This window comes from Shewanella sp. DC2-4, from assembly GCF_013248875.1.
Taxonomy (GTDB): Bacteria; Pseudomonadota; Gammaproteobacteria; order Enterobacterales; family Shewanellaceae; genus Shewanella; species Shewanella oncorhynchi.
Genome location: NZ_JABRVR010000002.1, coordinates 2358539 through 2383561 on the forward strand (window position 1 = coordinate 2358539; position 25023 = coordinate 2383561).

The 25023-nt window shown below is 43.6% G+C and carries 28 protein-coding genes and 1 riboswitch; of the genes, 5 read left to right on the forward strand and 23 right to left on the reverse strand.

Going from position 1 to position 25023, the window contains the following annotated elements; translation table 11 throughout:
* Positions 1-89 precede the first annotated feature (89 nt).
* Positions 90-905, forward strand: coding sequence for an ABC transporter substrate-binding protein (locus HQQ92_RS11105; protein WP_173245343.1), 816 nt, complete (start codon positions 90-92; stop codon positions 903-905).
* A 66-nt stretch (positions 906-971) separates the two neighbouring features.
* Here the strand turns inward: HQQ92_RS11105 and HQQ92_RS11110 are convergent, their stop codons facing one another.
* The 13 genes from HQQ92_RS11110 to HQQ92_RS11170 form a co-directional block, all read right to left on the reverse strand.
* A complete protein-coding gene (locus tag HQQ92_RS11110; RefSeq protein ID WP_105252761.1) occupies positions 972-1367 on the reverse strand; it encodes a hypothetical protein in 396 nt (131 codons plus the stop codon).
* 327 nt (positions 1368-1694) lie between these two features.
* Positions 1695-2099 (reverse strand): hypothetical protein, encoded by a 405-nt coding sequence (locus HQQ92_RS11115; RefSeq protein ID WP_105252762.1) that lies wholly within the window; start codon positions 2097-2099, stop codon positions 1695-1697.
* A gap of 32 nt (positions 2100-2131) precedes the next feature.
* Positions 2132-2596, reverse strand: coding sequence for an N-acetyltransferase (locus HQQ92_RS11120; protein WP_173245345.1), 465 nt, complete (start codon positions 2594-2596; stop codon positions 2132-2134).
* A 19-nt stretch (positions 2597-2615) separates the two neighbouring features.
* Positions 2616-3221, reverse strand: coding sequence for a GNAT family N-acetyltransferase (locus HQQ92_RS11125; protein ID WP_173245348.1), 606 nt, complete (start codon positions 3219-3221; stop codon positions 2616-2618).
* A 410-nt stretch (positions 3222-3631) separates the two neighbouring features.
* Entirely contained in the window at positions 3632-4255 is a 624-nt protein-coding gene (locus tag HQQ92_RS11130) for a 2OG-Fe(II) oxygenase (protein ID WP_028760290.1), read from the reverse strand.
* 193 nt (positions 4256-4448) lie between these two features.
* Positions 4449-4946, reverse strand: coding sequence for a GNAT family N-acetyltransferase (locus HQQ92_RS11135; RefSeq protein WP_173245351.1), 498 nt, complete (start codon positions 4944-4946; stop codon positions 4449-4451).
* 29 nt (positions 4947-4975) lie between these two features.
* On the reverse strand, positions 4976-5524 hold the full coding sequence (locus HQQ92_RS11140) for an NAD(P)H nitroreductase (protein WP_173245354.1): 549 nt from the start codon (positions 5522-5524) through the stop codon (positions 4976-4978).
* A gap of 186 nt (positions 5525-5710) precedes the next feature.
* Positions 5711-6304 carry a DoxX family protein gene (locus HQQ92_RS11145; protein WP_173245356.1) on the reverse strand — a complete coding sequence of 198 codons (594 nt, stop codon included), beginning with the start codon at positions 6302-6304 and terminating at the stop codon, positions 5711-5713.
* A gap of 81 nt (positions 6305-6385) precedes the next feature.
* The gene (locus HQQ92_RS11150; RefSeq protein ID WP_113938746.1) at positions 6386-7243 is read right to left on the reverse strand and encodes a DUF6279 family lipoprotein; all 858 of its coding nucleotides are present in this window, start codon (positions 7241-7243) and stop codon (positions 6386-6388) included.
* 193 nt (positions 7244-7436) lie between these two features.
* Positions 7437-8564 (reverse strand): phosphotransferase, encoded by a 1128-nt coding sequence (locus HQQ92_RS11155; protein ID WP_173245359.1) that lies wholly within the window; start codon positions 8562-8564, stop codon positions 7437-7439.
* A complete protein-coding gene (pnuC, locus tag HQQ92_RS11160; RefSeq protein WP_173245362.1) occupies positions 8564-9217 on the reverse strand; it encodes a nicotinamide riboside transporter PnuC in 654 nt (217 codons plus the stop codon). Before pnuC ends, HQQ92_RS11155 begins: the two co-directional genes overlap by 1 nt.
* A 46-nt stretch (positions 9218-9263) precedes the next feature.
* Positions 9264-9524: a hypothetical protein gene (locus HQQ92_RS11165; protein ID WP_028760297.1), complete on the reverse strand. Its 261-nt coding sequence runs from the start codon at positions 9522-9524 to the stop codon at positions 9264-9266.
* A 97-nt stretch (positions 9525-9621) separates the two neighbouring features.
* A complete protein-coding gene (locus tag HQQ92_RS11170) occupies positions 9622-11841 on the reverse strand; it encodes a TonB-dependent receptor (RefSeq protein WP_173245364.1) in 2220 nt (739 codons plus the stop codon).
* Positions 11842-11895: 54 nt separating this feature from the next.
* Positions 11896-12034: riboswitch (TPP riboswitch) on the reverse strand.
* A 197-nt stretch (positions 12035-12231) separates the two neighbouring features.
* On the opposite strand from HQQ92_RS11170, the gene HQQ92_RS11175 reads away from it, so the two are divergent.
* Entirely contained in the window at positions 12232-12912 is a 681-nt protein-coding gene (locus HQQ92_RS11175; protein WP_012196926.1) for a Crp/Fnr family transcriptional regulator, read from the forward strand.
* A 67-nt stretch (positions 12913-12979) separates the two neighbouring features.
* Here HQQ92_RS11175 and tsgA read toward each other — a convergent pair whose 3' ends face one another.
* From tsgA to hinT, 6 genes are all read right to left on the reverse strand, one after another.
* Complete coding sequence (tsgA, locus tag HQQ92_RS11180; RefSeq protein ID WP_173245366.1) at positions 12980-14155, reverse strand: MFS transporter TsgA; 1176 nt, start codon at positions 14153-14155, stop codon at positions 12980-12982.
* 50 nt (positions 14156-14205) lie between these two features.
* Entirely contained in the window at positions 14206-14910 is a 705-nt protein-coding gene (gene deoD, locus HQQ92_RS11185) for a purine-nucleoside phosphorylase (RefSeq protein ID WP_173245369.1), read from the reverse strand.
* Between the two features lie 300 nt (positions 14911-15210).
* Positions 15211-15606 carry a YcfL family protein gene (locus HQQ92_RS11190; protein WP_028760301.1) on the reverse strand — a complete coding sequence of 132 codons (396 nt, stop codon included), beginning with the start codon at positions 15604-15606 and terminating at the stop codon, positions 15211-15213.
* Between the two features lie 169 nt (positions 15607-15775).
* Positions 15776-16273: a PaaI family thioesterase gene (locus HQQ92_RS11195; RefSeq protein WP_105252820.1), complete on the reverse strand. Its 498-nt coding sequence runs from the start codon at positions 16271-16273 to the stop codon at positions 15776-15778.
* Positions 16260-16787: a PaaI family thioesterase gene (locus HQQ92_RS11200; protein ID WP_173245372.1), complete on the reverse strand. Its 528-nt coding sequence runs from the start codon at positions 16785-16787 to the stop codon at positions 16260-16262. Before HQQ92_RS11200 ends, HQQ92_RS11195 begins: the two co-directional genes overlap by 14 nt.
* A complete protein-coding gene (hinT, locus tag HQQ92_RS11205) occupies positions 16784-17140 on the reverse strand; it encodes a purine nucleoside phosphoramidase (protein ID WP_006081303.1) in 357 nt (118 codons plus the stop codon). Before hinT ends, HQQ92_RS11200 begins: the two co-directional genes overlap by 4 nt.
* 144 nt (positions 17141-17284) lie before the next feature.
* Here hinT and HQQ92_RS11210 point away from each other — a divergent pair, with 144 nt between their 5' ends.
* The gene (locus HQQ92_RS11210; protein WP_173245375.1) at positions 17285-19051 is read left to right on the forward strand and encodes a M61 family metallopeptidase; all 1767 of its coding nucleotides are present in this window, start codon (positions 17285-17287) and stop codon (positions 19049-19051) included.
* Positions 19052-19168: 117 nt separating this feature from the next.
* On the opposite strand, the gene HQQ92_RS11215 is transcribed toward HQQ92_RS11210, so the two are convergent.
* Positions 19169-19804: a LuxR C-terminal-related transcriptional regulator gene (locus tag HQQ92_RS11215; RefSeq protein ID WP_173245378.1), complete on the reverse strand. Its 636-nt coding sequence runs from the start codon at positions 19802-19804 to the stop codon at positions 19169-19171.
* Positions 19805-20101: 297 nt separating this feature from the next.
* Between HQQ92_RS11215 and HQQ92_RS11220 the strand changes: the two genes are divergently transcribed.
* Entirely contained in the window at positions 20102-20848 is a 747-nt protein-coding gene (locus HQQ92_RS11220; RefSeq protein ID WP_173245380.1) for a cytochrome b/b6 domain-containing protein, read from the forward strand.
* Positions 20849-20945: 97 nt separating this feature from the next.
* On the opposite strand, the gene HQQ92_RS11225 is transcribed toward HQQ92_RS11220, so the two are convergent.
* From HQQ92_RS11225 to HQQ92_RS11235, 3 genes are all read right to left on the reverse strand, one after another.
* Positions 20946-21296: a cytochrome c3 family protein gene (locus HQQ92_RS11225; RefSeq protein WP_105252823.1), complete on the reverse strand. Its 351-nt coding sequence runs from the start codon at positions 21294-21296 to the stop codon at positions 20946-20948.
* A gap of 509 nt (positions 21297-21805) precedes the next feature.
* Positions 21806-22888, reverse strand: coding sequence for an AI-2E family transporter (locus HQQ92_RS11230; RefSeq protein ID WP_028760308.1), 1083 nt, complete (start codon positions 22886-22888; stop codon positions 21806-21808).
* 228 nt (positions 22889-23116) lie between these two features.
* On the reverse strand, positions 23117-23350 hold the full coding sequence (locus HQQ92_RS11235) for a sulfurtransferase TusA family protein (protein ID WP_028760309.1): 234 nt from the start codon (positions 23348-23350) through the stop codon (positions 23117-23119).
* A gap of 111 nt (positions 23351-23461) precedes the next feature.
* Here HQQ92_RS11235 and HQQ92_RS11240 point away from each other — a divergent pair, with 111 nt between their 5' ends.
* On the forward strand, positions 23462-24931 hold the full coding sequence (locus HQQ92_RS11240) for a M48 family metalloprotease (RefSeq protein WP_168823942.1): 1470 nt from the start codon (positions 23462-23464) through the stop codon (positions 24929-24931).
* Positions 24932-25023 lie beyond the last annotated feature (92 nt).

The following is a 25023-nucleotide window of genomic DNA, read 5'->3' on the forward strand; positions in this document are numbered from 1 at the left end:
AAAATTCGCACTTTATCGACAGCATTGAACAAATTAAATTGTGTATACTTGTAAAAAATCATTCATGCTAAAAATAACAAGGGGTGACTATGATATTGAGCCAGTTGTGTCGTCTACTCTTTTGTTTAGCCTTAAGCATTAGCGCATTTACCGCGGCTATCGCCCAAGATAAAGTTCAGTCGCCAGCGATTCCCAAGTCAATTCCGACAATTCATGTCGGTGGTTATCAATTTGCTCCCTATGTCCATCAACAACAAGACGGGCGTTACACTGGTCTCACACTCGATATCATTAATGCATTAAATCAAGTACAACAAGAAGTGGTCTTTAAATTTGCCGTCACCAGTATTGAGCACAGATATAAAGCCTATTCCTTAGGTCGCTTCGACATGATGCTCTTTGAGAATCCCGCTTGGGGATGGCAAAAAATAGCGACTCATTTTATTCCGCTACATATGATAGATGGTGAAGTCTTTATTGCACTTAAAACTAAAGCTCATAACCAAAGCTATTTCAAAAACTTAACCAACAAGTCAATTGCGTTCATCAAAGGATATCACTACCAGTTTGCCCACTTTGAAACCGATGCGAATACGCTGGCAAAGCAATTTCGTCCCTTGTTCGTCAGTCACAATAACGCCTCTATCGAAAGCATTCTACGTGAACGCGCCGACCTAGCGCCCGTGACTAACTCTTACCTACAGTATTATTTAAAGGTTCATCCAGAAGATAGAAAATTACTTTTAATATCAGATGAATGGGACCAAAAATACGCCAATGGCATTTTACTCAACCCCAGTTCACAGCTCGATAGCAAAAGGCTCTCACACTGGATTGAACTGCTCATCAATAATGGTAAACTCGCTGAACTCGCCGCCCGATACGGTATTCAATTAACCCCATAATTCGCTGTTTGTTTTTCAAACTCTGACGCTTCAATCGCGATGATTTATCAAGTTCTCATGAGCAATTTACGCGGCAGACAAGAGTGGCCCCAGCATAGCCAAAATACCAATGAGCAAGAAAATCAGCGCTTGCACTATGATCATCTGGCCACTATTTGGTGGACTCAGAGTGGCAATGTAAAACTGCCAAATCGCAAAGATCCCGTAGTTCATCCCGAGGAATAACAACAGGCTAAAGGCATACATCCCAGGGATAACCTTAAGTGCACAGGCTAAAAGTGCAGCCGTTGAAACCACAAAAAATACCGATTGGCAGTGAAATAAGCACAGTAGCATTTGCTTGCTTTGCTGTGACACATTTGCCTTCAAGAGTGGCGCCAATAAAACCCGCTTACCATAGATTAAATGGTACCCACAGACTCCAGCACTCAAAACAGTCGCTGCCATTATTGTTAATACCATAGTGCTCCCATTTAGTACTCATATTTGATTATCTTTGAATATCGTAAACTGAACTAAGAATTTAAAACTGGGGAGAATTTAAAACCAAGGCTTAAATACTTGACCATGTAACTAGGACCCTAAAAACTGCGGTTGAGTTTCAGCCGAGCGAAAATAAGCAACTAGGTTCTCAGCCCCTAAGCCAAACAGGGCGAAAATCTATGGTGGAAACCGAATCAATATGAATGCCCCCATCAGCTCCTTAGTGCTTGTGCTTTAAGCAAAAAGGAGCCATCAGGCTCCTTTTCTTCACAATCCGTAAACGATTACCCTGACTAAAACCTACGATTACATAGTCGCCATAGTCCAATAATTTAAACGCTTTTGTGGATCGGCTAACAGGTTTTTACATTCTTCTTTATATTTACCCATTAACGCACCTAAGTTGCTTGACCCACCTAAGCTTTCGATTTGACGGGCTTTAGCATCGGCAACCGCTTGAGTGACCTCTGCTTCAGAGCTGTATTTCTTAGCTAAATTCTCAGACTCAATTTTAGAACTTTTTAAACGCTCACCCACGGCCTGCATTTGCGGTGCATTCATCGCGCCAATGGCTTCTGAGCTAATTTGATAGTAAGCGGCACATTCAATGGCTTCTTTACTAAACGCTTTTTCTGCTTCATCAGCCCAAACTGCAGTACTGGCACTTAAGACTAAACCACCTAATACTAACGTTTTTACCTGAGTTAACATGTTACTTTTCCTTTTAATCGCCATAAATAAACCTACTCAAGCCCTCGGTGGAGCTCAAGTTCGTAGATATAAAAATCTTGGTTACGCACAAAGCCTAAACCTTCATACAAGCCCTGCGCGCGCTGGTTTTTTTGCTGTGTTTCTAACATCAAATAACTCATATTATGCGCTTTGGCATAACTGGCGGCCTGTAGCACTAATGCCCGCCCAATACCGACACATCGGGCATGTTGAGTCACATACACATCATTGAGGATCAACATAGGGGCCAAACGTAACGATGAAAAACTGGGATACATTTGAATAAAACCTAATCCAAGCCCTTGATTATCTTTAGCTATAAATATCACCGATGAGCCATCTGACACTCTTGAATAAATAAACTGCTCCGCAGCCGCGAGATCATCCCTACGCCCATAAAACTGTCGGTACTCATTGAATAACACTGCAACCTCATGGACATGAGTCACATCTACTCGAGTTATGATGCTTGCCATGGGCTTTTCCTATTTATCATTAGAGTGTTGACGGTCGTTGTCGCAATCGAAATTGCAGACTGTTTTTCACCGTTGGCCACTCGGTATCAATAATGGAATACACCACGGTATCGCGGATCGTACCGTCCTTAAGAATCTTATGATTTCGCAATACACCATCTTGCTTAGCGCCCAGTCTTGCAATGGCTTGTCTCGAAGCTTGATTATGCCAGTGAGTACGGAACTCAACGGCAATGGCGTCTAAGGTTTCAAAAGCAAAGGTCAATAACAGCAGTTTAGCTTCAGTATTAATCCCAGTGCGCTGGGCACGTTTAGCATACCAAGTGTATCCAATCTCAAGACGGCGATTATCAGACTCCCAGTTGCAAATTCGCGTGCATCCGACGATTTCCCCTGACACTCTATCCCGCACCGCAAAGGGAAAACTCTGGCCTCGCGCTTTTTCTTCGAGTGCTTTAGCCACATAGAGCTTCATCTCAGTTGGCTCAGGGACACTGGTAAACCATAAACGCCAAAGTTGACCATCTGTCACGGCTAAACTCAATGCCGCCACATGGGACAAAGATAAGGGCTCAAGTACAATATGCTCACCACTTAAACAACCTAAGTTATCTTCACAGCCCACAGTATCGCCTCCGTTAGATGATAGAAAAGTGTGTTGTAGCGCACGTTTTTATCTAGCCTAACATTAAACGAGAATAAAAAAACACCCTATTTTCAGCATGATTGGACAAATTCATTCCATTTTCGGCGGCTTAGATAACCTAAAGCTTAAGAGTGTAAAAAAAATTGAAAAAATGAGTAGAAGGTAGTTAAAACAGGTTGGAATAAATACTGCTGCGGAAGAACACGCCGTGATGGCCAATCAATATCCGAGAAATAGCCAATGACATTGCGCAGTCGCGATAAGTGATTGGTGATTGGTGATTGGTGATTGATGATGACTATGACCAAAAGCGACAATCAAGAGCAAAAACACCTAAACCTGTGGGCAGTATTTAGGCGTTTGTTATCAGGTGAAGTTAAAAGCTAAAGTTAAAAGCCATGCACGCTGTTACTGACCCTAAACCAGCCCGCAATGCTATTACGCTGGGCCAAGGTTTTGGTCACTTCATGGGGAAAACGCTCACTGAGGAAAATCACAAAATGGCCCATTTTAGGCGCGATGCGCTCAATCTCAATATCGGCTTCATCATAGATAATCAACTCACCACAATCTGCCGCTTTCCAGTCAGGATTTAAGAAAAACACTGTGGTTAAAATACGATTTTGGCTGCCCTTAAGTGCATCAACATGTTTTTTATAAAAGGCCCCAGGCTGATATACCGCATAGTGGCTTTCATAATCGAATAAGCCCATAAACAAGCGACGATTCAAGCCATTTTTGAGTTGTGTCATCAACTCAAGATACTGGGCATCGGGCTCATTTTGCTCTTCTAGCCACTGTATTCTGTCACGGCGAATGTCTGGATTTAAGTGCTGTTCAGAACCTCGACCGATAGAGGCAGCTTTTAATTCATATATTTCAGTTGATTGAATTTTTTCCAATAGTACTTGGCTAATACAGGAAGGAACTAAGTCAGATAAAAAGATATAGCCTTTGTCTACCAAGGCATCAGCGATCACGTCCAGCATTGCTTCACTTAATTGCGAAACCATTATGCTACATCCAAAAAAGGGCTACGCTTTTGCTGTACTCAAGGGCTCAAGGAGGGATTAAGTGAGCCTGATTTTCGAGGGGCGTCGATAAGAGATATGATTGCCATATCTCAACGATAAATTTTGCGAAATTCTAGAATAAAGAAGACGGAATTACAATAAAATAAAAACCTATATAAACAACACGTTAACATTAACCAAACAGTTCAACAGGCGCATCATGATCACTAAGCTGCAAACAACGCTCAAAGTGTAATCCAAGTTTGTTCAGCAAAGCTTTTGAAGCACTATTATGACTGCTAACAATCGCGACAATACGCTCAATACCTAAACTTTTACCTAAGTCAAAAGCGGCTTTAGCCGCTTCGAATGCATAGCCCTTGCCCCAATATTGCGGCAAAAAAGCATAGCCTATATCGACATTGTCCAGTGTCGACCGTTTGATTAAACCGCAGATGCCAATGGTGAATCCATTCTCGGCGAGTACTACAGCATAAAAACCAAAACCGCACTCGGCATAACTTTTCATCGGTCCATTGACGATATAATCCTTAGCCTGCACAAGTGTGCGTACTCCTCTATCCCCGATATTCTCTATAAAGCCTTGGCTGTTGAGCAAGACTAACATAAAAGAAGCGTCGGCTGGGGTTAACTGCCGCAGGATAAGTCTAGGAGTACGCGCAACTTGCATAGAATTTCTCCACTAAAAAAGAGGCGGATTTATAAATAACGGACGTACTGACTGCCGTCCTTTTGCGGTTTCTTGGGAGCGGTAACGGCTGGCGTCCCCACATACAAAAAGCCGACGATTTGATCGTGTGGCTCAAGACCTAAAGCAACATTTACATTCGCATCAAAGGCAAAATCCCCTGTACGCCACACGGCACCTAAACCTAAGGCAAAGGCAGCCTGCTGCATCGCCATGGTCGCACAACCCGCTGCAATGAGCTGTTCAAGCACGGGGACTTTAGGATGTTGCTGCGTTTTCGCCACGACAGTAATCACCATAGGCGCACGCATTGGCATGCCCTTAGCTTTATTGACAAAATCCTCGTCGGCGCCGCTCGCTTTCGCTGCCTCAACAAAGATATCTGCCAAGGTATCTAACCCTTGTCCTGCGGCAATAATAAATTCCCATGGCGCTAAGGCGCCATGATCTGGCACACGAATGGCAGCATCTAAGATGATTTTTAATTGACTCGCATCTGGAGCAGGAGCAGTTAATCGTGGGGTTGATTGGCGAGTGAGTAAAAGTTCAATAGCGTCCAAGTTCTTATCCTAGTTCGATATAAATTGCGCTCAAGCATAGCAAATTGCTGACAAAGAGGCATAAAAAAATCCCACCGCTTGAGTGGGATTTAACTTGTTGAGTGCACTTAACAATTGAGTGGGCTTAAAAATTAAATGCGCTTGAAAATCCGATGCAGTTAACAATTGGGCCCGCTTCAGAAAGACTTACTTAATCCCACCGCGCTTAGCGATGAAATAATCTAGGCTAGTGTAACGACCACCGCCTAAGGTAAAAAGCGCCAGCAACATAATAAAATAGGTGATTGCAAACTCAATCCCATTATTAAGCACAGCTAAGTTACCTGAGCTAGTCAGCCAGTCATAGTTACCGTGCTCCTGCAATATTTCTTTGGCTTTCGCCAGTTTATCCCCTGCCTCAAGCACTCTGTCGTTGGCTAGCCAAGAGCTACCATCGGCAATCGCTAACCAACCATTTGGCCAATGCACAGTCAATGCGGCGACCAACATAGTGACCATTAAAGGGATAGAAATCAGTCGCGTCGCGAGCCCAAGCAGTAACAAGATAGCGCCAAAGAACTCAGTTCCCGCAGCCAGTCCTGCCATTAACGCCGGCATTGGCAGACCTAAGCCCCAATCGGGATTGGCAAACCAAGCAACCGTATCTTCAAAGTGAGCGAGCTTGTTATAGCCTGCTTGCATTAACACAGGTGCAAGGTAAATCCTAAGGGCTAATGGTGCTAAGCCTTCGAAATAGCGGCTCATATTGAGCAGTTTCTGGTAAAGGGATACGAGTGGCATAAGGTCTCTATTTAGTCGTTAGTAGGCTGATTTATTGGCTTGCAGGAATAGACCCTAGCAAGGCAATAAATCTTTCATGGCCTAGGCTTCTTTTTCAATCGCTTCCTGATTCAGTTCCTTGAGATCTTGAATGAGTCCACCTAACTTTTTATAAAAATGCTTAGACTGCTGTTCCGATAAGCTCGCATTCATCGCCAACAACAAAGTCCCAAATGCCTCAGTATTTTTACGTAAAAACACTTTATGTTGCTCTGACTTAAGCTCATCGGGCTGCGTCATCAGCAAGGTCAAACGCTCGGTTAATAATGCTTTATCGGCACGCTGACCCAGTGCAACCTCAAACTGGCGTAACCATTCGTGCCTGTACTCAAGCCACATATCTAAGGTGGATAAACGCTGTTGATTATATTGGTGAATAAGCACTTTTTGCTCCGCAGTTACACTTCCAAGCCAATCATCAAATTGGGTTTGAAGGTTTTCATCGGCATCTTTTTGTAACTGTTCAGGGGTTTTTCCCGCAAATTCTTTAACGAGCTCCTGCTCTTCCTCCCGTAATTTTGTGAGGATCTGCTTCACCTGTTCATCGGACAAAGACATTATGATAGGTAGAAGCTCGGGCAAGGCGAACTCAAACAATCGAAACCAATGCCGCTTAGCAATATTCACATGATCTGCCCATAGCACTGGCGTTAACGTATTGGTTTTTATGAGGCCTTCGACTTCGGTCAATTGCACCACATAATGAGCTAACTCTTTGGATTGATGCCAAATGACAAATTTTTCAATGAGGGCATCAAATGCCTTTTGCTGAGATTTATCTAAGGTAACATAATCCTCTTGCTCCCAGCCGATGGCCCAGTCAAGGAAATGGTAACTGAATTTAGTGGAGCAGGCGCTTAAGCCTAAGAGACACACAAGTAGCATCACGCCTTTTTTCATACTGAATAATCCATCCTAGAATTGTTGCTAATAAGACGCTTGAGACTATATAAAGTTGCTTTTTATATCAAACAAGTTTGTCTAATAAAGGTTTTCAGTATGTTCTACCCGCATGTCCCACCAATCGCGCGGTCAATGCCATAAGGGAATGAACCATTATCATCAGATGGAAACTAAGCACACGCAATAATGACTATTTGGGGGTGATCAGCGGCCAGAAGCAATCAAACCAAGCAAGGTAGTCGGCGCTACGACTGGGTTCTGTTTGCGCTGCCATCAATAATGCCCAGTAGCAAGCAAATACCCAATACATGTCAATGGCAGCAGGCACTGCCGTTACGGCTTGTGCAGTAACATAAGGATGTCCACTCAGATACTGTTTCACCAACACACTTTGCTGATAGGGCGTTAACGCATGTGTCGCTAACACTACAGCCAACTCACACAGTGGATGCGACGCCGTCGCATACTCAAAATCGATACAACACAAGCGGTTACTTTTGAGTAACAAATTATGGGGATTAAGATCGCGATGGCAAAACTGCGGCTTGATTATGCAGGCTGCTAACTCATCACACCAATGTTTGATTTCAATTTGAATTGCAAGCAGCTTAGCCACCCGCTCATTCCAATCGTGAGTATTGCTATCACCAATATCACTACCCTGCTTCAATGGCACAGGTCGCCTTAATACTGGCTCACTAAATGTTGCAGAAGTCTGATAGGCAAGCATTTGCTGGTGATATTCCTGCCACTGCTCAGTGATGCTAATAGCATAAGGCCCTGTAGGCAGATCGCGTAATTGCAGCAATAACGCCAATAGCAAACAATGGGCTTGGTTAGGGTGCGTTTCTTGTTCTGCTGCCGGATACTGTAAATAATTAAACGTCGATTGCCCCAGCACAAAATCAGCAGCACTCGTTTGGCGCTCTAACGCTGGCCAGTGGATTAAGACCTCGTTTTCAATATCGTCACTTTCAATATAATCACTTTCAATAAAATCACTTTCAATAAAATCACTGAGGTAATAACGCTCATCTTCGCTCACCCACAACAGTTCAGGAGCAAGTTTAGCTTGAGCCAATTGCTGCCAGTAAAAACGCTCCTGCTGACGGTTGCAAAAACTGTCCGCCGCATCGGCATTCACCCGCAACACATAACTGCCTGTGGGCGTAGTGATTTTATAGTTGTGATTACTTAAGCCGCCCGCAAGCTCATGAATACTTAACACGTTAACTAGCCCTGCACTTTTGAGTATGGGGTAAAGTGCTTTGAATGGCTCGCCTGCTAAGCGTTGCATCGAGGCGTTTATATCGAGCATTAACTGAGTAACTTCAAGGTATTAGCTTCACGGGCGTCGGCTAACGCGGTTCGCCACAGGAAATACCCCACGACCGCCAGACCCACATAAAGCACGAATAACAAGGATGTCAGCATCAAGCCTTTGCTGAGATAAAGGTAAATCGACACTATGTCGATAACTACCCAATAAAGCCAATTCTCAAGTACCTTTTTTGCCACTAAATAAGTCGTCATCACGGCGAAACAGGTTGTCGCCGCATCTAGATACGGGAATGCGGCTTGGGTATACGTCGCCATACCGTGACCAACCAAAAGCGAAATCACGCCCGTCGCTGCGATCAACTTTAAATGGGTTTTCAATGGCCAAGTGGTCACTTTTACGCCTTGATGCTTATCACCACCTTGGGTCCAGAGCCAATATCCATAGAGCGCCATAGCCATGTAATAGACGTTAAGCACAGACTCCATCAGTAGCGACACCTTCCAAAACAACACACTGTAAATGGCGGTACTGGCAAAGGCCGCCGCCCAGCACCACACACTGGCCTTCATCGCCAGCAGTAAATATGCCATCGCCAACAATACCGCGAGGGCTTCCCATACGGTCATCACATGGACTTCACCAAAGGCCGTATTAACGCTCTCGACCAAGGTTAACCATAAATCTGTCATAGTGTTGTTCTCATTGCCTATTTGTCGCTTACATGGCGGTCAATCATTATTCGCTGTGGGCTAAATTCAGCTCACCACCGATAAACTTACACACAAATACCGCCTTGCCCCACTTCTCATGGGCCGCTTGCATCTCGGTCGCTAGCATAGTCATCACATCTAAATAATCGCCGCACACTTGAGTTGCCATCGCATTAGTCACGCGCTCGATATTGGGATAGCTATCCACGCGGCCAATAAACCACTTGATAGGATCGAGGTAATTTTCATTAAAGGGATACATGCTAATTTCTGCGGTCAGTTTCATTTTAATTCCTTGATATTCTGAAGTAAGGCTGTAGCCCAAATACTGGGCTACAGTTCAGTTAACACTTAAATGATTATGCTCATTTTAAAATGAGCTATTACATAAACTTAACGTTAAAGGTTACGCCAATCTGACGCGGATCGCCGTAACGAATATATTGCTTTTCCGCCCAACCGTTATCTGGCTCATTGCCAAAATAGAAGCCACGCACACCGTATTCTTCATTAAACAGATTGCGTCCCCATAAATATGCCGACCAGGCGCTCGCCTCATAACCCACGCGGGCATTGACGATAGTGTAGGGTTCAGAGCGGGATTCATTGCTGTCTGAATAATAGAATTCACTCTTACCGCTAAGATTCAGGTTCGCAAACCAACCCGAATTAGCACGATAAGTCCCGCCAAGGCTGTAGGTAAGATGTGGAGAATGGGCTAGATCGCGGCCAGTTAAATCCACCTCAGTGCCATATTTGTCCTGATACTGGTAGTCACCGTAGGCCGTTTCTAACCAACCTAAGCTTGAGTAAACTTGCAGATTATCCGTGGCATACCAGGTTGCATCTAACTCAGCGCCATAGTTATTCGAACTGCCTGCATTTTCAGTGAACAAGATAAAACGCTGTGGTTTATCGGGATCTTGCTGTGATGCAGCCACCTGTTGATCTTGTCTGTCCATATAGAACAGCGCCAAATTAGTATCGATAAGTCCCGCTAACCAATGGGATTTAAGGCCGATTTCATAGTTATAGAGCGTCTCAGTACTAAACTCTTTTTTATCGTTCAATTCGACGGGCAAAGTCATGTTGAAACCGCCCGCCTTGTAGCCGCGTGCGACTCGGACATAAGCATTGTGTGAGTCGTTCAGCACTTTACTCACAGCAATATGACCACCCCACATGGTTTCGCTCGGGTCGAAATTATCGTTATTCGTATCAGAGTAATGGCTGTTGCGGCGCTCTAAACGTAGCCCCACAGATAAAGCATAATTTGAGCCCAAATCCGTATCAAGCTGGCCAAACAGTGCATAGTTTGTCGCCTCATACTCTGAGTCTAAGACTTCATCTAGCGAAGTATTGTACTCAGAATACAATTGGTTATCTTCTTTCAGATTCATGGCATACACACCAAGCAACCAATCAGTACTCTCTGCAAAAATACGGCCCTGCTCGGTAGAACTTAGGCGAAACTCTTGCGACGCGGTTTTACGCTGACCCGTTTTATCCCAAAAATAATCGTATTGACACGGCGCCAGATTGCCATTGTCATCATTGCATTGCTTAGAGGCCCAATATTCTGAGTTAGCCCAATCGCCATCGTAACTGTAATGGTGATCGGTATTCGCAAAAGAGGTTAACGAAGTTAATTCGAAGTTTTCTGCGCCAGAATAGGTCGCTTTAAAACCCGCGCCTGTGGTACGTTGGCTATCAACACCCGGTTGATCCGATGTTGTCTGGGTTGGTGAATTGGTTAAACTCCACACATCATAGCCATTATCAAAATCGGCATGCAGCACAGTTAAATCAAACTGCAAATCATCTGTCGCATACCAGCGCAGCTTAGCGCGGCCGCTGAATTCATCGCGACCATTGGTATCATCACGGTCTAAATACAGGTTATCGTGGTAACCATTTTGCTGGTGCTGCTGCATTGACACACGATAAAGCAGCTTGCCAGAATCCGTTAATGGGCCCGAGCTAAACCCGCTAAAAGTGCGTAAATCATCATCGCCTAACGACACTTCGCCGCCATGCTCAAACACATCAGTTGGATCGTTACTCTTCAGATAAATCAATCCCGCTAAGGCATTCGCGCCGTAACGCGTCCCCTGCGGTCCACGAAGCACTTCGACCTGCTGTAAATCGTACATGCTCGACACCATACCAATACCGGATAAATCGATATCATCTATGATGTAACCCACGGAAGAATTAGGTGCGCCTTGGTATTGTTCCTGCTCCCCTACACCGCGAATTTGAAAATATTTCGGCCGCGAGCTTCCACCTGACCAGTTAAAATTGGCGATAGAATTAAGCAGATCTTCAAAGTGTTGCGCACTTTCATCTTGAATTTTTTGACTGTCGATAACGGTAATGCTGGAGGGCATTTTTTCTAAGCTTGAACTGCGAAAATCCGCCGTCACCACCATGACTTCCATCTCAGTGCTGGGATCGGGTTTATCGATAGCGTCGGTTTGTGCAAAAACAGGGGTGCTCAGCGCTGCGGCGATGGCTAATGCCAGCGGCGCTCGGGCTAAAAATAAGCTTGGCGATACGGTTGAAAATGGGGATTGATGGTTTGACGTTTTACGGTTTGACATAGGACCTCAAATATAATGTTTGAGATCCGGCAACGAATAAGCGATTCAGAAGTGTGCTGTTGATTGGCCCATTCCTACGCCGGTATTAGCCGGATCAGGTTCTAAGGGTTCGTCAGATGACATCTCAGTTTGCAGCCGTTAACGTTAAAATCAGAGTAACATTAATGCACAACAAACACCCCTTGGCGGCGCCTAGTATACATGACGGAAATAAAAAGTGGGCACTCTTATCTCTGCGATTCAATTAAATGTCGCGAAAACCACTGCCCTTCAGTTCGTATGATGAAAATATCTTTAGTAGCCGCCTAAATCCTTTCGTCCATTTGACCGCCTATCATGATAATGCTATAGAAGGTCGCAATTTCGAACACAGTAAGAGGACAATAGTCGATGCAGCTAAAACCTTTATCGAAAGGACGTTATAGCCAGCGATGGGAGCAAGACTATCCACTTATTGAAGCGGTTGTACTTAGCTGTATCAGCGAAATAAAAATGCTCAAAAAAGGCGCTCACCTCATGACGCAGGGGGAAGCGATGGCATCACTTGTATTGGTGAAGCAAGGTCGCGTATCACTCGGCCATACCGCGAGAAATGGTCGGTGTTTTCAATTAGGTACTATTGATTGTGATTCACAACTGTTTGGCGAAATGGAGTTCTTCACCCAGTACCACTGTCAACTAGACATTATTGCCAGTGAACCCTTAGAAATCATGTTGATTAGCGCTGAAAAACTGCAACATTGCCTCGGTCAGCACCCTCAACTCGCGCTATTCTTCGCCAGTGCAATTGCGATTGACTACCAAGACACAGTGGATATTTTTACTCGGCGACTGCTCTATCCCATCAGTTATAACGTGGCATTTGATATTTATCATGAATACTTAAATGACTTGCCTGTAGATGGCTTTAGTAAACGCTATTTAGAGGCTGAACGATTTGGCACTACCGACCGAGTCTACCGTCGGGCGCTACAAAATCTTGAGGAACGAGGCTTAATTGAGCGGAAAAAAGATGGCATTCGGATTTGTGATCTCAACGCACTCAAGAAATTTGTTGAAGCAGGTATATAACCGCTTTCAACATAACCCACACTCGACTTAATTTAACAACCGAGTGTGGGATGGATGCACAGGTAAATTAACTTACCGATGGCGAGTGTTGTTCCATAGCCGGTTTCATCCGACTTGAAACGATCAATAGCATAAATATCGCTGCGTAAAGCAGAGGAATCACGTACATCACTGTTTGTAATCCGATAATACGTTCAAAGAAAGAACTGATGGCTGGGCTAAACATCGCCCCTGCACTTCCACTAATAAGAATATATGACACATTTTTGCTACTGGCTTTTTTTACAAAAGACACGCCATAAGCAATAAATGCATTATAAAGAGCAGCACACACAAAACCGTAACCATAGGTTAAATAAGCTATCCAATTAAGATTATTGGTACTGACAATGGCAGCGGTGATCACCATAGCTAAAGCAATAATACCGACTAAGAAATGGTGAATTTTTACACGAGTCACAATCACAGTCGAAATTAATGCCCCAATTAGCGCAGCGGACCAATACTGGGTAATAATATTACCGGCATCTTCAAACGGAATATCAAATTTTTGTTTTACAAATAAAGGTGCCCAAGTTAAAAAAGTATATAAAGCCAGCATTCCTAAAAATAAACCAATACCTCCACTAATAATACCGAGATTCCATTCAGACTGTTGTTTCTCTTGTGTTGTAGACGATTGCTCGCAAATAGAGAAATGAGTGAACAAGGTAATAATGACTGTACCGAACGCCACTAAACCTACGGCTAAATAGCTATAACTCCATGATAGTGAACTTGTTAATGCATAAGTCGTTATCAATGGAAAAATAACGCCTGCAATATTAAACGTTGCATCTTGCACCACTAACATTGTGCTTTGTAATTTCTCTTGCCACACAGACACCACAATCGTACCAGCAATACATAGACCGATACCGCCACAAAAACCAATTAAGGTCATTGCTACCATCACAACTTGTAGGGAACTGGTTAGATGTAAAGCCAGAGCAGAAAGAGCAACCAGACTGTAACTTATCAAGGTCATTCTTTTGATACCCATTTTTTCAATAAAGAAAAATGCTGCAATCGTCCCCGCGAGTGCACCACCATTGAGCAATGAAAAGATTGATGCAACTTCGTTAACATTAGCGGCAAATTTCTCAGCTATGGGTTCAATCAACATCCCAAATTGGGTCGCAAAGCCCGCCATAATAAAATTGGCGAGAAAACTGATGGCTGTTAAAGTAATTTTATTATTCATTATGTCATTCCATAAGTGAAATGCTAAGGGTTCAAAGGATGGCTTTAAACCTAATTGAGGGCGGTTTCTAACGCGAGCTCGATCATATTATTAAAAGAGAGTTGGCGTTCTTCGGCCGTAGTTTCTTCACCGGTTAAACAATGATCCGATACCGTTAAAATGGCTAATGATTCGATACCTTGTTGGTGTGACAATCCATAAAGCCCCGCCACTTCCATATCAATACCTAATACCCCAAAACGTTCAAGTGCAGGGATCATATCTTCATCGGGATCGTAATAAAGATCACCACTAAAGATATTACCAACTTTTACACTAATACCTTTCTCATTCGCTGTTGTATAGGCTTTATGCAATAAAGAAAAGGTCGCAGAAGTCGCCATTTGGTAGCCGCTACTACGCTTAGCGTTAGTAGCTGAATCCGTGCCTGCGGCTTGGGCTAAAATGACATCTCGCATTTGTACATGTTTTTGTGTTGCACCTAAACTGCCAATACGAATAATGCGTTTCACGCCAAAATAATTAATCAGCTCATGGCCATAGAGCACCATAGATGAAATACCCATACCATGCCCCATAACGGAAATGCGTTGTCCTTGGTAAAAGCCCGTGTAACCAAGCATATTGCGAACATTCGTGACTTCTACGGCATCGGTGAGATAGGTTTCAGCGATATATTTAGCACGGAGTGGATCACCCGGCATAATAACAGTTTCAGCAAAATCAGTAGGTTGAGCATTAATATGAGCAGTCATCTTTCTATCCTCATGTGGTAACATGCTGATAGTAGTGCTCAATCACTGAATGTATTTAGGACTAAAGTCCGGATTTCATCTTGCCGTAAACCTTTTTGCTTAAAAATGGGTAATTTATCGCAACTTTCAATGTCAAAAAGACGAAAGCTAATAACATTTGAGTGACCTTAAGGTCATTGAACGTTGATATAAAACGAAGAAAAAGGCTTACTCCTTAAAAGAAGTAAGCCTTTTTAGAACGGGTTTAATATCAAAAAATCAATTAAACACGGAATAAACTAAACAGAAGCAAACTCAAGCTTAGTTTGAAAAGGTTTCACGCACGTATACATCAAATTTAACCACTTGGGCATTAGGTGCAACAGCGCCGACTTGCAATTGCTGTTTACCGTGTAATTTCACCGATTTCCAGCTGGTCGCTTCATCTTCGATAGTAAAGCCGCTGGCATCGTACCAAGTGAATTTATATTGCACACGCATATCGGAAGAGGATTTGCTAACAATCAACGCTGAGCCCTGCACTAAATCACCGACTCGGCGTGCATCCACACTCTGTACCGCAATATCTCGGGCAAAGCTGGAATTATCGACGCGGGTTTCACCCAGTGAACTCACTGAAATCCCTGCGGTATGTGAGGCACAAGCACCTAAGGTAAGCGCTGCGGCCAGTAATAACCCTGTATAAACTTGTTTCATATATTTCTCCTAGTCACGCCACAAAATACGCAGCTAGCGCATCATTTCCCATTAAACGACAAACTAATCGAACAGTGCTGAACTCATGCTTAATAACATAGGTTAAATAAAGCATTCTCAATCTAAAATAGTGAATCAGTCATGCTTCATCAATCTAAACTTAATCAGATTAATCAATCAAAAAATGTGCCCGTGCCGTAGCAATAAGCTGCTTACGATTGGTTTGCCAACAATCAATATTCACGTTGGCGACTCGTCGACCCTGACGGGTAATACGACACTCAGCAAAACTATCCTTGTGCAGACCTGCACGTAAATAGTCGATTGAAAAATCAACGACTTTAGGCACCTTTGCTGTTTGCATAAATACCATTAACTGCACTATCGCCGACATTTCCATAAAGCCCGCAATCACACCACCATGAATGGCGGGCAACACAGGATTACCGATATTGTCATCTTTAGCGGGCAATTTAAAAATCAGTTCATCACCAAAACGCTCCACCTTCATGCCAATAAATTTGGCATAGGGAACGTGCTCAAGTAAATGGCCAAAATCATTAAGTTCAGTGGCGCGTTTAACTATCCCTTGCACATCAATAGGCGCTTTAACCTGTGCGTTTTGAGTTGGACTGGCTGCATCTAGTATCGAATTATTTGCGCTCATCACTCTCTCCTATCTCAGGCACGGCTTCACCCATTAACGCTTGCCTAAAGGCATCACCGACCATTTCAGGGCTGATCCGCATAAAAGAGCCGACGGCATGGGCGATGGGATCGTCTATACTGTCTTGGTAAGCAATTGCACGGGTAAAGGCAATATTAGAAGATAACTTATAGCATTCTGCAAAACCAAATACAGGCTTATGGGGCTGAGCGGGCTTCATGTAGTCCACCCGCAAATCGAGCGTGGGTGAGATTTCTAACAATTTGAATTTATGGAAAATTGCGCTCACGACTGCACTGCCACAGGCAGTATCCATTAAGGTAGTGATCACTCCACCATGGATAACGCCCGTATCGGGATAACCAATTAATTCAGTGCTGTAGGGCAACTCAATCAACACATGGTGCTCACTCGCCTCCAGTACCGTTAAACCGAGGCGACGACACTGAGCTAATTGATCCACAAACCGCTGCGCCATTTGGGTCAGCGGGAAAAAATCCGAATTGACCTTCATTTTCCTTGGCTCAACATGGGCCCCAGAGGCTCCCCGCCCACAAGGTGGAAATGAATGTGATAGACTTCTTGTCCACCGTGTTGATTGCAGTTCATGATCAGTCGGTAGCCATCTTTAGCGATACCCGCTTCAGCCGCCAATTTAGCCGCAACCGTCATCATACGGCCAAGCACCGGCTCATCAGAGGCTTTCATATCGTTCGCCGTTGGGATCAAATGATTCGGCACAATCAAAATATGCGTTGGCGCCTTAGGGGAAATGTCTCTAAAGGCAGTCACAAGTTCATCTTGATACAGAATATCCGCGGGAATTTCGCGACGAATAATTTTGCTGAAAATCGTTTCTTCGGCCATGGGGCGTCCTCCTTGGGTTAGTTGGCATAGTATACTAGCAATTCAATACTTTGTGTCTGCAGATATTTTGCTTTTCATTTGCCAGTTGCAGGCATTTTTGGCAGCATGGCCACCATTAAAACACTCAGGTTTTGCAGGATAAATATGATCCATTACCAGATAATCCCCGTCGATCCGAAAGCCCATTTATTCGCTGTCACTATGACATTATCACAACCCAAGCCATTGCAGGTCTTTAGCCTACCCGCTTGGCTGCCAGGCAGTTACATGGTGCGCGACTTTGCCAAAAATATCATTGAACTCAAGGCACAAGATGCACAAGGCCAAACGCTTAAGCTCACCCAACTAGATAAGCAAACTTGGTCGGTTGACAATAATAGCAGCGAAATTATTCTGACTTATCAAGTGTATGCTTGGGATCTGTCGGTGCGCACCGCGCATTTGGACACGACCCACGGCTTCTTTAACGGCAGTAGCGTGTTTTTATCCGCCCATGGTTTTGAAGACACTTTACATACAGTCTCTATAGAGCCACCAACAGAGTCAACATTAAGTGACTGGCGCCTTGCTACCAGCATGACCCGCACCAGTGGTGACGATTTTGCCTTCGGCCAATTTTCAGCTAAAAGCTATGACGAGCTCATCGATCATCCGGTGGAAATGGGCTTATTCACCTTAGGGGGGGTTGATGCCTGTGGCGTGCGGCATGATATCGTACTCAATGGTCGCCACCGTGCTTGTATGCCAAGGCTCTGCCAAGATTTAAAGGCCATTTGTGAGTATCAGATTAACTTCTTTGGTACGCCTGCACCGTTTAAACGTTATTTGTTTATGACCTCAGTATTAGACAATGGCTTTGGCGGTTTAGAGCACAGAGCTTCTACTGCATTAATGTGTTCACGCAAAGACTTACCACTGTCGCTCGATGCGCCAGTCAATAACGACTATCGCACTTATTTATCCCTGTGCAGCCACGAGTATTTCCACAACTGGAACGTTAAGCGCATTAAGCCTGAATGCTTTTTACCCTATAAACTTGATGCAGAAACCTATACGCCACAATTATGGGCCTATGAAGGCATCACCTCCTATTACGATGACTTTCTTACCTATCGTGCAGGTCTGGTAGATGAACAAAGCTATTTAGATATGCTGAGTGAGACCTTCACCCGTGTCTATCGCAGCCAGGGACGCTTTAAACAAAGTGTTAAGGACTCAAGCTTTAATGCTTGGACTAAGTTCTACAAGCAGGATGAAAACGCACAAAATGCCATCATCAGTTATTACACTAAAGGGGCTCTGTTTGCGCTGTATTTAGATTTAACCCTGCGCAGCGAAACCCAGGGCAAATACAATCTCGACCATGTTATGCAGATTTTATGGCAGGAATATGCTCTGCAAGATAAAGGCACCACAGATACTTGCCATCAAGCCATCGTGGAACGACTCCTTGGTCGTGATTGCCAAGATCTGTTTGCCTACTTAGATAGCACTGACGATATTCCGTTAGCGGCTTTACTCGCCGAATTTGGGGTCGACTTGAGTCTTCGAGCCAGTCAAGGTGCGCAAGATGTGGGCGGCGGGCAAGCGAAAGGTTATGAGATTGCATTCGGCGCGAAAACCCAAGCAGCACCTATAGGATTAAAAATCGTGACGGTCACCCAAGGCAGCCCTGCATGCCTTGCAGGGTTAAGTGCAGGTGATGTGTTAATTGCCGCGGATAACCTACAAGTCACAGGACAATTTGAGGCGCAGCTACAGCTGTATCCGCTGCGTGAATCCTTGAATTTACATTGGTTTAGACGGGATGAATTGATGACGGGTGAATTGATGATAACTGCCGCGCCTAAGGATACTGTCGCCCTATCCATTCGTGACAAAAGCAAAATAGCGGCTTGGCTTGGACGTTAATAGACTTTCGGCTTAAGAACACTTTTGAGAAATAATAAAAGGGGCTTTAGCCCCTTTTATCTGAGATAAGACTTAACTTAAATGTATATCCGTTTGTATATCAATACTGATATCGACTTAAACCACCACATCGTGCAAATAGGTTTGTGCCCACGCAATCGCTTGACCACGGCTAGACACTCCAATTTTACGGAATACTCGGTACAAATGGGTTTTTATCGTGCTTTCACTGACAAACAACTGATTGGCGATATCTAAATTAGTACTTCCCGTCAACAATGCTTGTAATACTTCACGCTCACGGATAGTTAACGGTTCAGTGTCTTCGAACAATCCAAAATCATCATTTACCCCATTAATGAGCTGAATTGGGATGACCCTATGACCTCGTAAAATATTCGAGAGTCCTAGGCTTATCTCAGTTAAACCTGCATCGAGATAAAACACCCCTGCAGTTGTGGCAGCTTGCATTAAGAAACGTGCATCCACTTGTTTAGGGAACTGCAAATAGACAACTCGCACACTCGGTTGCTCACGGGCAAGTAAACGCTGAAATTGGTGGGCTTTTTGAAGATCAACAGTCGCTAAATCGATCACGACCATAGAGGCATTATTATCTTTGATTTTCTCACACATCCCATCAGGGCTGACTTGGGTCAACTTAACGAGAAACTCCTGCGGCCAACGTCCTGCGAGCAATTCCATCAATACTTGCGATCGTGACACTACAATCCAATGTAATATTTTGAACATCCTGCTCACTCCCTGTCTGGTTAACGATTATTCACTTTAAGGATCTAAGATCCTCCAAATACGACTTCAACATCCGTTCAATAGACTTCCAAGTCTACCGTGGTCACGATATTAGCATTAGATAAAACAGATTAAAAAGACTTACGTAAAAAATATTTACCGTACGCAAATCAAAAACTTCTAACACTTTCGTTGACTACACTATCAATCAGAAGTCTTAATTGAAACTGAAAAAAGTTACTGAAATTTTAGGATAAAAGCGTAAGATCATACCAACACAAAAAATAAGGAAATTCCATGTCCAGCAGTAACCCCACCGCTTTTGAAATAAAATCCTATCCTGTGTGGGACAAACCGACGCGATTATTTCATTGGATTAATGTCATTCTTGTGCTCGCACTCATCTTAGTCGGTGGCATCATGATGTATCGCACTGAGCTAGGCATATCTGAGTTAACAGGTAAAATTGGCTTGAAAACTTTACATGTGTGCATAGGATATGCGTTCGCAATAAACCTCCTCGTCCGCCTTGTGTGGGGTTTTATCGGTAACAAATATGCGCGTTTCAGCCACATGTTTCCCAATGCTAATAGCAAAAGCGAATTAATAGCTTATAAAACTGAATTAGCCGCGGGGAAAAATCCGCAGTATTTAGGTCATAACCCTAAAGGTAAATTTGCCGTGCTGGCCATCATGTTGCTATTAGTGACCATAATGATCACTGGACTTTTGCGTGCAAGTACAGATATTTATTATCCGCCGCTAGGTAGTGCTGTACAAAGCTATCTTGCCGATACCAATGTCGAACCTACAAGCTTAAAACCCTATGATGCAACGGGTGTGAACGCAGAAAAAGCGGATGCACTTAAACCAATGAAAGGATTGGCAGGTCAAGTGCACGTCTATGCGGTTTATGTGTTGTTACTGCTGATGTTATTACATGTATTCGCGGTGATTTATACTGAAGTAAAACGTCAACCAGGGATTATTTCAGCTATGTTCTCCGGCAAGAAGATCATCCAAGGTCAGCCAAAAGACGAGTAATCGGTTAGTAAACGGATAAAAATAACGCCAGCATTTGCTGGCGTTATTTATTTAGACATGAAGGTATATACCAACTTTTCTAAACGTATTTTTGAGATTATTTTTTCAGAACAGTTGCTGGGGTACGACCATCATCATGGCAACTTTCACAGGTAGGTTTTTGACCGACATTCATATCATGTACCGCATGACAATCTGCACAGACTAAATTACCGTCATGTGGCTTATGCACAGCGTCCATTTCAGCATAGGTACCATGACAACTTTGGCACTGTGCAAATTCAAAGGCACCATCCGCAGAAGGTGTACCATCTTTATGACAGCTTTCGCATCCACCTGACTCAGCATGGAAATCAGACAATTTTTGATCTGCAGCAAATGCGGTTGGCGACAGCGCTAACGCTGCAAGACTTGCCCCGAAAAGCGCACTTAATAGTTTTTTGCTCACAATAGTATCCTCCAATGGCGATTGTCAGTGGAAATTCTTGTCAGGGTGACTTCCATCTCTCAACCAAAATAAATAGCACGACTCGATATAACTTAGCTAAGGATGAACGAATAAGCAAACCCAAACTAAGCGACACAACTTTATCAACATACTCAAGGGTAAAATGTGCGCTGCATCATGTAACCACATGCTTATATAAGAGTTTTACATCTACCTAACCTAGAGGCTACATAATGTAAATCCCTAAACTGGCAAGCGACAGAATAAATACCCTTCATCTAAAACTAAAAGCTCGATTCATAATGATACTTAAGACAAAGTGATAATAAAAAGGAATGACAATAAGTGAATGGGTACAGAGTACTAGACGAGGATGCTTTAAATTGTGAAGGCACAACATTCAACCCAAACGCCTCTGGCACTTAATTCAAATGCCAAGAGGAATTGGCGATAACGGTTAACTCGCCCACTATAACCAATGATACAAATGGCGGTTAGACAGGTAGGCATCAACTCGCATCAAGTTTATTGTCAGCCTCAAGCTCTGTTTTAGGCCAAGCGTTAATCACGGCTTTGACCAACGATGCCAATGGAATAGCAAAGAATACTCCCCATACACCCCATAAACCGCCAAAGACTAAAACGGCCGCTATGATGATCACCGGATGTAAATCCACCGCATCGGAGAACAAAATAGGCACGAGTAAATTACCGTCGAGCGCCTGAATAATACCGTAACCCAACATTAAATAGCCAAATTCAGAACTAAAACCCCACTGAAAAAATGCCACTAGGGCGATAGGTAATGTAACTAAGGTTGCACCGACATAAGGGATCAATACCGATAACCCCGTTAACACACCAAGCAACGCCGAATATCGCAGTCCCATCAAGGCAAACAAAATATAAGTTGCGACACCAACAACCACGATTTCGATCACTTTGCCACGAATGTAATTAAAAATCTGTTGGTGCATTTCAAACCAAACTTTACGGGCTAACTGGCGATTTACGGGAAAAAATCGCTTACTGCCGCTAATCAGTTGGTCTTTATCTTTTAAAAAGAAAAACACCAGTAAGGGGACTAAAATCGCGTACACCATCAAGACGAGTAAAGAAGCTGAATAACCGATTAATTGCTTAGCAATATCCAACACATGTTGAGTATCGAGCAGTTTTTTAAGCTCACCAACCATCAGATCTAACTGCTCTGGATTGATAAATCGTGGATATTGATTGATCAGCGTTTGTATTGTCAGCAAGCCTTTATCAATCATGCTAGGCAAGTCGGCAATTAAGCTAACACCTTGACGCCACACACTCGGAATTAAGCCAAATGTCAGTAAAACCACGATTCCCAAAAACAACACAATAACCAAGGACGCACCAGCGGTGCGATTAATCCCCAATTTAAGCATTTGCGCCACAGGCCATTCCAATAGAAATGCCAGCACAAGAGCGACCAACAGCGGAGCAAGTAAACCTGCCGCAAAATAAATCACTAGCGCGAGCCCGACAAGAATAGCCATTAAGGTCACAGCTTGTGGATCACTAAAGCGCTCTTGATACCAACGAGAAAAAACAGTAAACATGGATCATTCCAATAGTGATGGTTGGCGAGGCTTCCCAAACGCTCAGGAAAGTTTATTTATTATCATGATGTTATTCGAGACTTTACTCAGTTAGACTTTCGCTTCTACATGTCAGCTAAATCAAAAAAAATACTGACAAGAGTAAACAACCTAGCCTAAGCGGCACTCTGGCTCAGAATTAGGCGCTTGATGCTAGTCTCAGAGGATTTAAACATAAAAATCCTCAATTTATCCCTGAGATAGATCAACTTTGGTGACCATCAAGGCTAACAGACTTGCATCATTACGCAACTCTTGCACGACATGCCCTTGTTTTTTTAAATATTGGGGAACATCTCGCCGCGAACCAGAGTCTGAGAGTAAGATATGCAACTGCTCACCCTCTCGCATTGGCTTCAATGCAAGCTTCACTTTCACTAAGGGTACTGGACAACGAAAGAGCGTTAAATCAATAAAAATCATAATGAACTTGCTATAGACGAACTTGGGCCATTATCCTAAGTTGCACCTCAAACTACAAGCTAAGTGCAGTATCTGCCTTTAGTTGAGATAATTAGAAATAAAAGGATCCGCTTGCGTAACTTGACTTTTTTGACTCGATTCAAACCTTTTGTTGCAGGCGCACTCTCCTTGATGCTGCTAACCTTCGCCGCCAAAAGCTTTGCCAACAATGACTTACCGGATTTAGGTACGGCCGCAGTTAACACCTTCAGCCTTGAAAAAGAAATGGTTTACGGTGATGCTTATATGCGCATCATTCGCTCATCGGCACCTATGCTAAATGACCCCGTGTTGAGTCAATATCTTACCGAGCTTGGCAATAAACTGGTCGCCCATGCCACAGGCGTAAAAACGCCGTTTTATTTTTTCCTATTACAAAATGATGAAATCAACGCCTTCGCCTTCTTTGGCGGCCATGTTGCCGTGCACACAGGCTTATTTCTCAATGCCGACAATGAAAGCGAACTGGCTTCAGTATTAGGCCACGAAGTGACTCACGTTACTCAACGTCACCTTGCCCGATCCCTTGAAGCACAGCAAAAAAGTAATCCTGCAACAATTGCCGGTTTACTTGGCGCCATTTTGTTAACGATTGCAGTACCACAAGCAGGTATGGCGGCGCTTGCGACAACCCAAGCCATGGCGACACAATCGAAAATCAACTACACCCGTTTGCATGAAAAGGAAGCCGATCGCATCGGAATGCAAATTCTAGTGGATGCAGGCTTTAATCCCAATGCTGCGGCGGATTTCTTTGGTAAATTAGCCAGTCGTTATCGCTTTACCACAACACCACCACAAATGTTATTAACTCACCCATTACCTGAATCGCGGATCACTGAAGCCCGTAACCGTGCCGAGCAATACCCTAAACGTTATATCCCTGATAATCTTAATTTTCAGCTAGCAAAAGCTCGTATTCAAGTCCGTTTTTCCAGCTATAGCGACGAAGCAGTATTAAGCATGTTTGATCGGCAACTCAACAAACAGACCTATAGCTTCAAAGAGGCGGCACTTTATGGCAAAGCGCTGGCTTTATATAGATTGAAGAAGTTTAATGAATCAGAAAAAATCGTCGATGAGCTGTTAAAAATCGATGATAACAACCTGTTTTATATAGACACTAAATCTGATTTACTGATCGAACGTAAGGACTATGCAAAAGCGATTACTATGCTCGAAGCCCAGCGTAAAATGAAACCAACGTCTCAAGTGATCAATGCCAACTTAGCCAATATATATATCGAAGCCGATCAAGCCCCCAAAGCAATCCCTTTGCTGGAAGATATGATTTTCCTCGATAAACAAAATGAACTACCCTATCAATTGTTGACTATGGTGTATAAAAAAACCGGCAATCAAGCATTGGAATATTTTTCCACCGCAGAGCTGATGGCCTTAGGTGCTAACTATAAGGGCGCAATCGATCAACTTAACTTTGCCTACCGTGCATCCGAAAATAATCCATTACAGCTTGCACGTATTGAAGCACGTATTCGCCAGTTTAAAATGGCTGATAAAGAGATGGATGCGCTTAAGTAATAAGTTGTTTTACAAATAGATTAAAGACAATTACCCATTTATGCGCCCCGAACACACTGACGGTGCGCGGTTTTTTCTGTTATTATCCGCGC

What these genes read in the sequence shown, in the direction of transcription:
- HQQ92_RS11135 (WP_173245351.1), bottom strand. Translation starts at nt 4,946, where the DNA reads ATGCAAGTTGCGCGTACTCCTAGACTTATCCTGCGGCAGTTAACCCCA.
- HQQ92_RS11220 (WP_173245380.1), top strand. Translation starts at nt 20,102, where the DNA reads ATGTCCAGCAGTAACCCCACCGCTTTTGAAATAAAATCCTATCCTGTG.
- HQQ92_RS11130 (WP_028760290.1), bottom strand. Translation starts at nt 4,255, where the DNA reads ATGGTTTCGCAATTAAGTGAAGCAATGCTGGACGTGATCGCTGATGCC.
- HQQ92_RS11175 (WP_012196926.1), top strand. Translation starts at nt 12,232, where the DNA reads ATGCAGCTAAAACCTTTATCGAAAGGACGTTATAGCCAGCGATGGGAG.
- deoD (WP_173245369.1), bottom strand. Translation starts at nt 14,910, where the DNA reads ATGACTGCTCATATTAATGCTCAACCTACTGATTTTGCTGAAACTGTT.
- hinT (WP_006081303.1), bottom strand. Translation starts at nt 17,140, where the DNA reads ATGGCCGAAGAAACGATTTTCAGCAAAATTATTCGTCGCGAAATTCCC.
- HQQ92_RS11215 (WP_173245378.1), bottom strand. Translation starts at nt 19,804, where the DNA reads ATGTTCAAAATATTACATTGGATTGTAGTGTCACGATCGCAAGTATTG.
- HQQ92_RS11190 (WP_028760301.1), bottom strand. Translation starts at nt 15,606, where the DNA reads ATGAAACAAGTTTATACAGGGTTATTACTGGCCGCAGCGCTTACCTTA.
- HQQ92_RS11200 (WP_173245372.1), bottom strand. Translation starts at nt 16,787, where the DNA reads ATGAAGGTCAATTCGGATTTTTTCCCGCTGACCCAAATGGCGCAGCGG.
- HQQ92_RS11120 (WP_173245345.1), bottom strand. Translation starts at nt 2,596, where the DNA reads ATGGCAAGCATCATAACTCGAGTAGATGTGACTCATGTCCATGAGGTT.
- HQQ92_RS11230 (WP_028760308.1), bottom strand. Translation starts at nt 22,888, where the DNA reads ATGTTTACTGTTTTTTCTCGTTGGTATCAAGAGCGCTTTAGTGATCCA.
- HQQ92_RS11155 (WP_173245359.1), bottom strand. Translation starts at nt 8,564, where the DNA reads ATGCTCGATATAAACGCCTCGATGCAACGCTTAGCAGGCGAGCCATTC.
- HQQ92_RS11150 (WP_113938746.1), bottom strand. Translation starts at nt 7,243, where the DNA reads ATGAAAAAAGGCGTGATGCTACTTGTGTGTCTCTTAGGCTTAAGCGCC.
- HQQ92_RS11195 (WP_105252820.1), bottom strand. Translation starts at nt 16,273, where the DNA reads ATGAGCGCAAATAATTCGATACTAGATGCAGCCAGTCCAACTCAAAAC.
- HQQ92_RS11165 (WP_028760297.1), bottom strand. Translation starts at nt 9,524, where the DNA reads ATGAAACTGACCGCAGAAATTAGCATGTATCCCTTTAATGAAAATTAC.
- tsgA (WP_173245366.1), bottom strand. Translation starts at nt 14,155, where the DNA reads ATGAATAATAAAATTACTTTAACAGCCATCAGTTTTCTCGCCAATTTT.
- HQQ92_RS11170 (WP_173245364.1), bottom strand. Translation starts at nt 11,841, where the DNA reads ATGTCAAACCGTAAAACGTCAAACCATCAATCCCCATTTTCAACCGTA.
- HQQ92_RS11235 (WP_028760309.1), bottom strand. Translation starts at nt 23,350, where the DNA reads ATGATTTTTATTGATTTAACGCTCTTTCGTTGTCCAGTACCCTTAGTG.
- HQQ92_RS11145 (WP_173245356.1), bottom strand. Translation starts at nt 6,304, where the DNA reads ATGCCACTCGTATCCCTTTACCAGAAACTGCTCAATATGAGCCGCTAT.
- HQQ92_RS11110 (WP_105252761.1), bottom strand. Translation starts at nt 1,367, where the DNA reads ATGGTATTAACAATAATGGCAGCGACTGTTTTGAGTGCTGGAGTCTGT.
- HQQ92_RS11210 (WP_173245375.1), top strand. Translation starts at nt 17,285, where the DNA reads ATGATCCATTACCAGATAATCCCCGTCGATCCGAAAGCCCATTTATTC.
- pnuC (WP_173245362.1), bottom strand. Translation starts at nt 9,217, where the DNA reads ATGACAGATTTATGGTTAACCTTGGTCGAGAGCGTTAATACGGCCTTT.
- HQQ92_RS11115 (WP_105252762.1), bottom strand. Translation starts at nt 2,099, where the DNA reads ATGTTAACTCAGGTAAAAACGTTAGTATTAGGTGGTTTAGTCTTAAGT.
- HQQ92_RS11105 (WP_173245343.1), top strand. Translation starts at nt 90, where the DNA reads ATGATATTGAGCCAGTTGTGTCGTCTACTCTTTTGTTTAGCCTTAAGC.